Origin of the sequence: Enterococcus sp. DIV0358 (assembly GCF_051713465.1) — a bacterium.
Classification (GTDB): Bacteria; Bacillota; Bacilli; order Lactobacillales; family Enterococcaceae; genus Enterococcus; species Enterococcus faecalis.
This window is the reverse complement of the sequence record NZ_JBIOPX010000001.1, coordinates 2,160,824-2,173,803: the sequence shown is the minus strand read 5'-3', so window position 1 is coordinate 2,173,803 and position 12,980 is coordinate 2,160,824. Positions and strand designations below refer to the sequence as shown.

9 protein-coding genes are annotated in these 12,980 nt (G+C 38.2%); 6 read left to right on the top strand and 3 right to left on the bottom strand.

Annotated features, from left to right (window positions below; genetic code table 11):
• Positions 1-49: 49 nt before the first annotated feature.
• From IGK70_RS10490 to IGK70_RS10480, 3 genes are all read right to left on the bottom strand, one after another.
• Complete coding sequence (locus tag IGK70_RS10490) at positions 50-742, bottom strand: type 1 glutamine amidotransferase (RefSeq protein WP_002356583.1); 693 nt, start codon at positions 740-742, stop codon at positions 50-52.
• Complete coding sequence (locus IGK70_RS10485) at positions 732-2,084, bottom strand: Mur ligase family protein (protein WP_002362254.1); 1,353 nt, start codon at positions 2,082-2,084, stop codon at positions 732-734. Before IGK70_RS10485 ends, IGK70_RS10490 begins: the two co-directional genes overlap by 11 nt.
• A gap of 205 nt (positions 2,085-2,289) precedes the next feature.
• Complete coding sequence (locus tag IGK70_RS10480) at positions 2,290-2,928, bottom strand: helix-turn-helix transcriptional regulator (RefSeq protein ID WP_002381503.1); 639 nt, start codon at positions 2,926-2,928, stop codon at positions 2,290-2,292.
• 412 nt (positions 2,929-3,340) lie between these two features.
• Here IGK70_RS10480 and ssnA point away from each other — a divergent pair, with 412 nt between their 5' ends.
• From ssnA to ygeW, 6 genes are read left to right on the top strand one after another with little or no spacing between them, the layout of a single operon-like run.
• Positions 3,341-4,675, top strand: a complete 1,335-nt coding sequence (gene ssnA / locus IGK70_RS10475) for a putative aminohydrolase SsnA (protein ID WP_002368903.1) — start codon at positions 3,341-3,343, stop codon at positions 4,673-4,675.
• A 30-nt stretch (positions 4,676-4,705) separates the two neighbouring features.
• Positions 4,706-7,711: a putative selenate reductase subunit YgfK gene (gene ygfK, locus IGK70_RS10470; RefSeq protein ID WP_104855568.1), complete on the top strand. Its 3,006-nt coding sequence runs from the start codon at positions 4,706-4,708 to the stop codon at positions 7,709-7,711.
• Positions 7,712-7,740: 29 nt separating this feature from the next.
• A complete protein-coding gene (hydA, locus tag IGK70_RS10465; protein ID WP_002362250.1) occupies positions 7,741-9,114 on the top strand; it encodes a dihydropyrimidinase in 1,374 nt (457 codons plus the stop codon).
• Positions 9,115-9,137: 23 nt separating this feature from the next.
• On the top strand, positions 9,138-10,331 hold the full coding sequence (gene dpaL / locus IGK70_RS10460) for a diaminopropionate ammonia-lyase (protein WP_002367133.1): 1,194 nt from the start codon (positions 9,138-9,140) through the stop codon (positions 10,329-10,331).
• A complete protein-coding gene (locus IGK70_RS10455) occupies positions 10,322-11,647 on the top strand; it encodes a YgeY family selenium metabolism-linked hydrolase (protein WP_002362247.1) in 1,326 nt (441 codons plus the stop codon). Before dpaL ends, IGK70_RS10455 begins: the two co-directional genes overlap by 10 nt.
• Positions 11,648-11,685: 38 nt before the next feature.
• A complete protein-coding gene (gene ygeW, locus IGK70_RS10450) occupies positions 11,686-12,879 on the top strand; it encodes a knotted carbamoyltransferase YgeW (protein WP_002359643.1) in 1,194 nt (397 codons plus the stop codon).
• Positions 12,880-12,980: the final 101 nt, after the last annotated feature.

Genomic DNA, 12,980 nt, shown 5'->3' with positions numbered 1-12,980 from the left:
GAGAAATGAAAAAGAATCTAGTCCTATATGTAGGAACTAGATTCTTCTTTTATTTATAAAGCGTTTCAGGAATAGCGATCGGTTCACCATATTTTTTCTCTAAAGCGGTCCGAATTAACCGAATCCCTAGATTTTTGTTGCGTGCTAAGATTGGACCGTGGAAGTAGGAGCCAAACACATTTTTATAGACAACGCCTTCGCCATTATCTTGACCGTTATTGCCTTTGCCTTGTTTGACTGTTCCTAAAGGTCGTTCACCTTCGCCTAAAAAAGTCATGCCATTATGATTTTCAAAACCATAATACGTTTCATCAAATTCTTCATTATAAATTTCGATATCACCAATGAAACGATTGTTGTCTTGGCTCAAAGTGTAATGATCTAATGCACCGATTCCTTTAATTTTTTCGCCTTGTGCGCCGACATAGTAATGTCCTAGAAGTTGATAACCACCACAGATAGCTAACAAGACGCCATCATTTTCAATATAAGAAGTCAAAGCTTCTTTTTTATTCTGAATGTCTTCTGAGATGATCAATTGCTCGAAGTCTTGACCGCCACCAACAAAGACTAAATCATATTTTTCGGGATCAAACGGTTCGTAGATACTGATAATTTCTGATCGGAAGGTAACGCCCATTTTTTCGGTTAAATATTTAAGCATCAATAAATTTCCGTTATCTCCGTAAGTATTTAATAAGTTGCCATATAAATGACAAACGACTAATTCTTTAGACACCATTCATTCCCCCTTGAATATACCCTTGGGCTGTTAATGATTTTCTTAATTGCAAAACAGCAGTATAGGTTGCCAAAATATAGACATGATCTGTCGGCAACGTTTTAATTTCTGAAATTACTTGCTCCAAATCAGGAATTTCTAGTAATTTTTCTTCAGGAATACCCGCAACTTTTAAACGCAAGGCCATATCTTCATGGCGATCACCGCCAGCAATTACTTTTGGAATGTCCATATCAGCAAAGGCTTCATGATTACCATCCCAAATCCAACTGACATCAATTCCATCTGCATAATTGGCATTTAATAATGAAACCAGCGAGAAAGAGTAAGGGGCTAAGCCCATCATATCAATGACCTGATTTAAACCAACGGGATTTTTTACTAAAACTAACGTACATTCTTTATCGCCAACTTTAATGGTTTCTTGACGCCCAAAAACTTTTTCATCATAAGCTAAGCCTGCTCGGATTTTATCTGGTGCCACCTGATAATATTCTGCTACCGCTGTGGCTGCTAGCGCATTATAAACATTATACATCCCACCAACAGCAATGCCGTATTCTTCGCCATCAATCACAAAATCAGCAGATGTATTATCCATCCGGACCATTTCCGTTAACTGCACATCCAACTCAGGCCGTTTGAAGCCACAATTTGGGCAATAGTAATCACCTAAATTAGCATACGTAATCATTTTATAATGAAGAATATGATTACATTTTGGACATAAAACCCCATCTGTATTGTAATGAGCCAATTGCTCTTTCGGTGGTAAATGATTAAATCCATAGTATTTGCGAGGATTTACAGTTTCTTTTGAATTAAAAATTGGCGAATCACCATTGCACAAAATAGTTGCTTCAGGAGCAGCAGCGGCGCCTTCCATAATTAAGCGATACGTCGTATAGATTTCGCCATAGCGATCCATTTGGTCGCGGAAAATATTCGTAAAAACAAATAATTTTGGTTGAATATATTTAGTGACACGGCTTAAACTTGCTTCATCAATTTCTAAAACCGCAAATTTCTTTTGTCCTTTTTTCGCCTTGGCATTTAAAAAAGTAGAGACAATTCCTTGCTCCATGTTAGCACCCGTTGGATTTGTTAATACCTCATCAAATTCTTGGCGTAAAATGTTAACAGTTAAAGCAGTTGTCAATGTTTTGCCGTTCGTTCCAGTGACTACGACAATTTCATAGTCTTTTGCCAATGTATCTAAAATTTTAGGATCGATTTTTAGGGCTAATTTCCCTGGGTAGCTACTGCCGCCTTTAAAAAATGTTTGTAAAACCCATTGCGAAGTTTTTCCTGCAGCAATTGCTAAATGACTTCGAATCCCCATTTGTTGTCCCCCAATTTCTATATCTTTAATTTTTCGTTATTTTAAATTAAACTCAATCTATCATACCATAACTAAAATAAAAAATTAATTCCTTTTACTTTTTCTTACTATTATTTAAAAAGTCTTTTAGAAAAAGTAGAATAGTGAAGGAAAAAAGAGAATAGACGACTTGTCTTAACAACAAATCGTCCATCGATTTCCATTTTTATTTCGCATCAATATAACTGTATAGCGTATATTTAGAAATATTGAAGAAGTTAGAAACTTTGTCCCCAGATTTAGTGACTAAGAAGGCGCCTTTATTGTTTAAAAATTGAATACACTTGATTTTATCGTCCTTCGTCATTAATGGGACCGGCTTACCAACTAATTTGACTGATTCATGAATTAAATCGTCTAACAACTCATTAACATCCTGAGGAATGTAATCAGGGTCTTTATCTTCTTCAGGTTCTGCAGTGGAAATCAAAGATTTTAAGTTTGACTCTGCAGCAATCAATGTAGTGATGTCGTAGTTAATAGCAAAAATACCATCGAGCTGACCATTCTCATCTTTAAAATACATTGTACTAGATTTTAAAATACGACCATCATGGGTGCGGGTCAGATAGTTAATATGATCATTCAACTCACTAGGGTCTTTTTTTAAGGCTTCTAAGACTACTTGAGAAGGTCCATCGCCTAGATGACGAGAAGAGACATGACCATTTTCAATAGAAACAATAGAATTGTTAATATTGTCTTCATTGATTTGGTGGATAACGACTTCGCAGTTTTCACCAAATTGACCAGCTAAACCTTTAGCAATTTGTGTTAAAAAAGTAAGTTTTTCGTCGGATAACATAAATAAGCTCCTTTCTAATGTGCCTGGCACAAACAGTTTTTATAAGATTGTGTCAAATTTAACATAATATTTTTAAATGGAATAGGCAGGGCTAAATCCTTTAATGTCGTGTACTACCTGTTCTGAAAAATAATGATAGCATGATAAAAATAATAATACAAGATAACGGCTGTCAAAATTCTAAAAAATATTTTTTAGGTAGCATTGTTTTTTTTAAGGTAAGGTGATATACTTTAATCAAGTTAATGAGTTCGTTAGTAAAAAATGCAAGCGCTTCAAATGCTTTTCGTAGGGATTTCGTAGGGATATAGATTAGCCAAGCTAGTCAAGCTATATTCGTGAATGATTGAGCGATAGGTTTGTAAGCGTTTGCCGCTTGTGGGGAATAGGTTGAAAAATAGGAGGAGAATACATGTTATTAATTGGAAATGGGCGTTTAATCACTCGGGATGCGCAGAATCATTTTTTTGAAAATGGGTGTGTGGCGATTGATGGTCAAGTTGTGAAACAAGTCGGAACGACAGAAGATTTAAAACAAGCTTATCCAGAAGCGACATTTATTGATGCTAAAGGTGGAGTGATTATGCCAGGCTTTATTAACATGCACAATCATATTTATAGTACCTTTGCACGTGGGTTAAGTTTAACGAATTATCATCCTAAAAATTTCATGGATATTTTGGTAGATCAATGGTGGCGAATTGATCGTGCTTTGACATTAGAAGACACTTATCAAAGTGGTAAGGTTGCTTATTTAGATAGTATTCGCAACGGCGTTACAACTGTCTTTGATCATCATGCTAGTTACGGAGAAATTACAGGGAGTTTAACCCAATTATCTAATGCAGCGGACGAGTTAGGGATTCGGACCTGCCTTTGTTATGAAGTTTCTGATCGCGATGGTGAGCAGAAAATGCGGGAAGCAGTTCAAGAAAATGCCGCCTTTATTAAAGCCAGTTCCTTAAGAAATGATGATATGCAAAAAGCGATGATGGGTATGCATGCAGCATTTACTTTATCAGATGCTTCTTTAGAATTATGTGCAGCCAATACGCCAGATGGGATTGGTTATCATATTCATATTGCAGAGGATTTAGCCGATGTTCATGATTCTTTGAAAAAATATGGGAAGCCGATTGTGAACCGATTATTTGATTTAGGAATTTTAGGAAAACAGACAATGGCAGGCCATTGCATCCATATTGGACCTCATGAGATGGAATTACTAAGAGATACAGACACAATGGTGGTCACGAATCCAGAGTCGAATATGGGGAATGCGGTCGGTTGCCCACCTGCGATGCGTATGTTTAATGAGTATGGTATTTTGATGGGTCTTGGCACAGATGGTTATACGAATGATGTGACGGAATCTTATAAGGTAGGAAATGTTATCCACAAACATCATTTAGCTGAGCCAAATGCGGCTTGGGCAGAAATTCCCACAATGCTGTTTGATAATAATCCGCAAATGGCTAATCGCTATTTTAAAACAAAGCTAGGCGTTTTAGAACCTGATGCAGCAGCGGACGTCATTATTGTTGATTACCATGGCCCGACACCAATGACAAAAGAGAATTATAACATGCATATTTTATTCGGCATGAATGGTGGGATGGTCACTGACACGGTGATTAATGGAGAAATTCGGATGCGTAATCGTGAAGTTCAAGGAATTGATGAAGAGAAAGTTTGGCATGATGCGCAAACGCAAGCACAATCTTTCTGGAAACGAGTAAATCAATAGCTTTCATTATAAATAAAAGGAGTGACGTTAATGAGTGATATTATGCATCCCATCTCAATTGATGCTTTGTTAAATTGGATTTTTAGTGAGTATCAACAAGATGGCACAATTTTTGGCATTCGTAAATTTTATCATGCGGATCCTACAAAAACGATTTCGTTATTTGGAGAAAAAATGGAAACCCCTTGTGGTCCAGCAGCAGGTCCCCATACACAATTAGCACAAAATATTATTGCGGCCTATTTAACAGGTTCTCGTTTTTTTGAAGTTAAGACAGTCCAGATACTGGATGGAGAAGATTTACCTGTGAGTAAACCATGTATCGCAGCAGCAGATGAATGTTACAACGTTGAGTGGTCCACAGAATTGCGCGTCCCCCAAGCTTATGATGAATACGTCAAAGCATGGTTTGTTTTGAAGTTACTTAGTAAAGAGTTCGAGCTAGGTGACCCGAATGGTTTCATTTTTAATATGAGTGTTGGCTATGATTTGGCAGGGATTCAATCACCAAAAATTGATCGTTATATTAACGAAATGCAGAACGCAGAAGGAACGCCGATTTGGGCGGAATGCCAAGCTGCTGCAAAAAAATATCTATCTTCTTTTAAAAAAGTAGATGACTTATATATCGAAGCAATTAGTCCTAAAGTCTGCCATTCTATTACGCTGTCGACTTTACACGGTTGTCCATCAGACGAAATTGAACAAATTGCGGCCTATTTATTAAGTGAAAAAGGGCTCCATTCCTTTATTAAATGTAATCCAACCATGTTAGGTTATGAATATGCGCGTCAAACGATGGATGAGCTAGGGTTTGATTATATGGTTTTTGACGATCACCATTTTAAAGAAGATTTACAATTTGAAGAAGCAGTACCGATGTTACAACGTCTGCAATTATTAGCCAATAGTAAAAATCTAAGCTTCGGAGTTAAAATTACGAACACTTTCCCAGTAACGATTGCGGCAAATGAATTACCTGGTGATGAAATGTACATGTCAGGACGTTCGCTATTTCCTCTTAGTATTTCATTGGCACAAAAATTATCAGAAGCATTTGATGGGAAACTACAAATTTCTTATTCTGGCGGTGCAGATATTTTCAATAGTAAAGAAATATTTGATGCTGGGATTTGGCCAATCACTATGGCAACGACGCTATTGAAACCTGGTGGCTATCAACGAATGAATCAAGTTGCTAATGTATTAAGCGCAGCAGAATATCCTCAGATGGTTCATGTCAACTTGGATAAATTAGCCCAAGTTGTTGAGAAAGCTAAAACACAAGCGCGTTACCAAAAATCAATTAAATTACCAGAAAGTACCAAACTAAGAAAAACAGTTCCGTTAACAGATTGTTATATTGCTCCTTGTCGAAGTGACGGTGGTTGTCCAATCAATCAGGATATTCCTGCTTACCTTCGTTATGTAAGTGAAGGCAATTATTTAAAGGCCTTGCAAGTAATTGTCGATAAAAATCCGTTGCCTTTTATTACTGGAACCATTTGTGCACATCCTTGTATGACTAAATGTACACGTCAATTTTATGAAGAATCTATTCATATTCGGGAAGTGAAGTTAGAAGCAGCTGAACATGCTTATGATGAATTATTGACGACACTAGAAAAGCCACAGCCAAAAGAAAATGCACCTAAAACAGCTGTTGTGGGTGGAGGCCCTGCTGGGATCTCTGCTGGGTATTTATTAGCACGTGAAGGCATGCCTGTTACTGTGTTTGAAAAATCCGAGACAATTGGGGGCGTTTGTAGCCAGATTGTACCAGAATTTCGAATTTCTATGGAATCTGTTCAAAAAGACGTTCAGTTAGCGGAATTTATGGGAGCCGAATTCCGTACAGGACAAGAGGCGCCATCATTGGCAGAATTGAAAAACCAAGGCTATACGAATGTTATTTATGCCATTGGTGCATGGAAACATGGGGTCCTTCGTTTAGAATCTGGTCGAGCATTGAATTCGTTAGAATTTTTAAAAGCAAACCGAGAAAATCCAACGATTAATCCTTACGGAGAACAAATTGTCGTCGTTGGTGGCGGAAATACAGCCATGGACTGTGCTCGTGCAGCCACAACATTACCTGGTGTTAAAAAAGTCTCAGTGGTTTATCGTCGGAATAAACGCAATATGCCAGCAGATGAAGAAGAACTTTATTTAGCCTTAGAAGATGGCGTTGACTTTTTAGAATTACTTTCGCCAATTAAACATGAAAATCAACAATTAACTTGTGAAAAAATGGTCCTAGGTGAACGAGATGCCTCTGGACGCCGTCGACCAATTGGTACAGGAGAAATGATTGATATTCCTGCTGATACAGTGATTGCCGCTGTTGGTGAAAAAGTAGATACAGAATTTTACCAAGCATTAGGCATTCACACAGACAACTATGGGAAAGTCGTTTCAAATCAAGAAACATTGGAAACAAATATACCAGGCGTCTATGTCATTGGTGACGCTAATTTAGGACCAGCCACAATTGTTGAAGCAATCGCTGATGCAACCAAAGCGACCAATAATATTTGTCTTGTCCACAATCATCACTATGAAAAAGATAATTTAAATAGTGATGTCGCATTTGTTAGAAACAAACGGGGTATCCTTGTGACAGACGAGATGTCTTGTAGTCAAGCTAGTCGTTGCTTAGAATGCTCCACAATTTGTGAATCTTGTATGGATGTCTGTCCAAACCGAGCAAATATTGTTGTGTATGTCGAAGGAAAACCACAAATTGTCCATGTTGATCGGATGTGTAACGAATGTGGTAACTGTGAAACATTTTGCCCTTATGCAAGTGCCCCTTACAAAGACAAATTTACCTTATTTAACAGTGAATCTGATTTTTATGACAGTACTAATTCAGGTTTCTATGTTCAAAATCCTGTGGATAAAATTTGTTTACTGCGTTTATGGGGAACGGTGTCAACAATTCAATTAACGGATCAAGGATTAGATGTACCAGAAGATTTAATCGCATTAATGGTAACTATGATTGAAGAATATGCTTATTGTATGCAAGCATAAAAGGAAATTTACGACTGGGGGATAAATAGATGTCTATTCTGCTCAAAGGTGGAACCGTCGTATCTGCATATAATCGTCGTCAATTGGATATTCGAATTGACGGCGAGCAAATTGTAGAGATGGGGGCAAATTTACCAGTAGAAAATTCTCAGATTGAGGATGTTACGGGGTGTTATGTATTACCAGGCTTTATTGATGCGCATACGCATCTGGAATTAAATAATGGCAAAGGTTCGTTAAGTACGGCGGATAACTTTACCACTGGAAGCCAAGCGGCGGTGGCCAAAGGTACGACTACGGTTATTGATATGGCTACACCTAATAAAGGCGGCTCATTGAAAGACTGTTTAGCTACTTGGAATCAATTGGCTGAAGGCAAGAGTTCATGTGATTATACTTACCATATGTCCATGATTGAATGGAAACCAACGATAGCTGCTGAAATTCAGGAAATGATTGCTGCAGGTATTACTTCCTTCAAAATGTATATGGCTTATGATAATTTGCGGACCACAGATGCGGAAATTTTTGAAGCGATGAAGGAAATAAAAAAAGTTAATGGAATGTTAGGCGTTCATTGTGAAAATGGTGATTTAGTAGATGAATTAATCCAATCATATGTTTCTCAAGGAAAGCTAACCCCGCACTATCATCCGTTATCAAGACCGGCGGCTGTTGAAGCAGAAGCGGTAGCAAGATATTTGATGATAGCGGAAATGGCTGATTTGCCGGTTAATATTGTGCATTTAAGCACAAAACGATCGTTAGAAGCGGTGGAACGGGCTCGTCAAAGAGGACAATCAGTCTATGTAGAAACTTGCCCTCAATATCTTTTACTAGATGATCACTTGTATGATGCGCCTAATTTTGAAGCAGCAAAATATGTCTGCTCACCGCCACTACGCAAACGAGAGGATCAACAGGCTTTGTGGCAAGGGATTAAAGAGGGGGCAATCAATACAATATCGACAGATCACTGCAGCTTTAATTTTCACGGACAAAAAACAGTTGGCGAAGATGATTTTAGTAAAATTCCAAATGGGATGCCAGGTGTTGAAACGAGACCAGAATTAATTTACACGGAAGGTGTGGCGAAGGGCCGAATCACCTTGGAAAAAATGGTTGCTCTGCTTTCTGAAAATATTGCTAAACAATTCTCGATGTATCCACAAAAAGGTGTGGTGCAAGAAGGCAGTGATGCCGATTTAGTTGTTTGGGATCCTAGAACAACCGGCGTGATTGCTGCGAGAACGCAGTTACAAAATGTCGATTATACGCCGTATGAAGGATTTGAAACACAAGGACAGGCTCGAATGGTTTATTTAAGAGGTCAAAAAGTTGCTGAAGCTGGGCAAGTCATCTTGGCAAATCAAGGAAAATTTGTTTTTCGTAAAGCAACTTAAAAATAGAAGGAGGAGAAGTATTTTTGGAAAAAATTAAATGGACAGCAAATGACATGCCGAAGACGGAGGATAAGTACTTACCTCTGATGTCTAAAGAAAAAATTGAGAAAGCTTTGGCTTTTCACAAAAGTTTTCCACAGTATTCAGAAACACCATTAGCAGAATTGAATCATATGGCCGCGTATCTGGGGTTAAATGATTTCTTTGTTAAAGATGAATCTTATCGCTTTGGTTTAAATGCTTTTAAAGTATTAGGTGGTTCGTTTGCCATGGCTAACTATATTGCCGAAAAATTAAAGAAAGATGTTTCGGAACTAACATATGATGAATTAACTTCTGATCAATTACGATCAGCTTTTGGACAAGCTACGTTTTTTACAGCAACTGATGGCAACCATGGACGAGGAGTCGCTTGGGCTGCGAATAAATTAGGTCAAAAATCAGTTGTACTCATGCCGAAGGGTTCAACACAGACGAGAAAAGAAAATATTGAAAAAGAAGGCGCAATCGTCACAATTGAAGAAGTTAATTACGATGAATGTGTGCGAATGGCTAATAAAATGGCCGAAGAAACTGAAAACGGTGTCATGGTTCAAGACACCGCTTGGGACGGATATGAAAAAATTCCGACTTGGATTATGCAAGGATATGGAACGATGGCATTAGAAGCCTCTCAACAATTAAGAAAATTTGGCTCTGAACGACCTAGTCATGTTTTTGTTCAAGCTGGTGTCGGCAGTTTAGCTGGTGCAGTGATTGGTTATTTTGCTAATGCTTTTCCAGAAAACCCACCGATTATGGTCGTAGTTGAGGCACAGGCGGCTGACTGTTTATATCAATCAGCAATTAAAAAAGACGGAGAAATTCGCTTTGTCGATGGTGATTTACAGACAATTATGGCTGGCTTAGCATGCGGAGAACCTAATACGATTTCTTTTGATATTCTAAAAAATCATACATCCTTCTTTGTTTCAGCACCAGATTGGGTTTCTGAAAAAGGAATGCGTATGTTGGGCGCGCCATTAAAAGGGGATCCGCAAGTTGTATCAGGCGAATCTGGGGCAGTAGCAATGGGCTTAGTAGCTACAGTGATGCAAGATCCCGACTATCAAGAATTACGTGAGGCATTGCAACTGGATGAGACGTCAAACGTTTTAATGTTTTCTACCGAAGGGGACACTGATCCAGACAATTATAAAAAAATTTTATGGAGGTAAAAGGAATGGATTTTAATGCAGTAAATGCAGCAGCAGAAGGTTACAGAGAAGATATGGTCAAATTTTTAAGAGACCTTGTCAAAATTCCAGGAGAAAGTGCAGAAGAAGGCAACAAAATTGCGCGAGCAAAAGCCGAAATGGAAAAATTAGGTTTCGATAAAATTGACATTGATCCTCAAGGAAATTTACTTGGTTATATGGGGTCTGGTGAAAAATTAATTGCTTTTGATGGGCACATGGATACTGTCGGAATTGGTGAAATGAGTAACTGGAAATTTGATCCTTACGATGGCTATGAAACAGAAACTGAGATCGGTGGTCGCGGTACGTCTGACCAAGAGGGCGGGATTGTTTCGGCTATTTATGGCGCTAAAATCATGAAAGATTTAGGTCTATTATCAGAAAAATATACTGCTTTAGTAACAGTTACTGTCCAAGAAGAAGACTGTGACGGTTTATGCTGGCAATACATTATCAAAGAAGACGGTATCCGTCCAGAATTTGTTGTTTCAACAGAGCCAACAGATGGTGGGATTTATCGTGGTCAACGAGGCCGAATGGAAATTAAAGTTGATGTCAAAGGCGTTTCGTGTCATGGCTCAGCTCCAGAACGTGGAGATAATGCCATTTACAAAATGGCGGATATCTTACAAGATGTTCGTGCCTTAAACAACAATGGAGATACAGAAAGCACAGCGATTCGTGGTTTAGTTCGTATGTTAGATCCTAAGTACAATCCAGAGTGGCAAGAAGCCCGTTTCTTAGGACGTGGTACGGTGACTGTTTCGCAAATTTTCCATTCTTCACCAAGTCGGTGTGCTGTTGCGGATGGCTGTACCGTTTCACTAGACCGTCGAATGACTGCTGGAGAAACTTGGGAAAGTTGTTTAGAAGAAATTCGCAATTTACCAGCTGTTAAAAAATATGGAGATGATGTGACGGTTTCAATGTACAACTATGATCGTCCTTCTTATACTGATTTAACTTATGAAATTGAATGTTATTTCCCAACGTGGGTCATTCCAGAAAATCATGATGTAACAAAAGCCTTGATGGAAACGCATAAAAATCTCTATGGAGAAACACGGAAAGGCTCTGTAGAAACAGTGGAAATGCGTGAAGAACGCCCATTGTTAGATAAGTGGACCTTCTCAACAAATGGCGTTTCAATTATGGGACGTAATGGCATTCCTTGTATTGGTTTCGGGCCAGGGGCGGAAGCACAAGCACATGCACCAAATGAAAAAACTTGGAAAGATGATTTGGTTCGTTGTGCAGCCGTTTATGCGGCATTACCAACGGTCTATTGTGGTTAAGTAAAGGATTATTAGATAAGCAAAAAGGAGCAGATGGAATGGAAACGTTTAAAGAATATATTGAGAAATTAGATAAATTAGAATTTGAAAAAATGTACGAAAATGACTTTTTCCTAACTTGGGAAAAAACAAGAGATGAATTAGAAGCTGTTTTTACAGTTGCCGATACATTACGCTATTTAAGAGAAAATAATATTTCAACTAAAATCTTTGATAGTGGCTTGGGGATTTCTTTATTCCGCGACAACTCTACAAGAACACGTTTTAGTTTCGCTTCAGCGTGTAATCTTTTGGGCTTAGAAGTTCAAGATTTAGACGAAGGAAAAAGCCAAATTTCTCACGGAGAAACTGTTCGTGAGACAGCAAACATGATTTCTTTTATGGCTGATATCATTGGTATTCGTGATGACATGTACATTGGTAAAGGCAATGCTTACATGCACGAAGTATCAGAATCTGTCCAAGAAGGATATAAAGATGGGGTATTAGAACAACGCCCAACGTTAGTGAATTTACAATGTGATATTGACCATCCGACGCAAGCAATGGCGGATGCGTTGCATTTAATTCATGAATTTGGTGGCATTGAAAACCTGAAAGGGAAAAAAGTTGCCATGACTTGGGCGTATTCACCATCTTATGGAAAACCATTATCTGTTCCTCAAGGAATTGTTGGTCTAATGACCCGTTTAGGAATGGATGTCGTTTTAGCACATCCAGAAGGTTATGAAATTATGCCAGAAGTAGAAGAAGTTGCGAAGAAAAATGCGGCAGAATTTGGTGGAAACTTTACTAAAACGAATAGTATGGCAGAAGCATTCAAAGATGCGGATGTTGTTTATCCGAAAAGCTGGGCACCTTTTGCGGCAATGGAAAAGAGAACTGAATTATATGGCAATGGTGACCAAGCAGGAATTGATCAATTAGAACAAGAATTACTGTCTCAAAATAAAAAGCACAAAGATTGGGAATGTACAGAAGAATTGATGAAAACAACGAAAGACGGCAAAGCTTTGTATATGCATTGTCTACCAGCTGATATTACTGGCGTAAGTTGTGAAGAAGGCGAAGTGGAAGCTTCTGTTTTCGATCGTTATCGGGTCGAACTTTACAAAGAAGCTAGCTACAAACCGTATGTTATTGCGGCTATGATTTTCTTAAGTAAAGTAAAAAATCCGCAAAAAACCTTAACAGACTTAGCGGATAAAGCGACACCAAGAGAAGTAAAATAATGAATTTGGCATGAAGACAGATGCTTTTTCTTTACACAATGAATCATTAGAAGTTGCCTCTTCAACATGAACAAATAAGACCTTCCCAAGTCTATTCATGA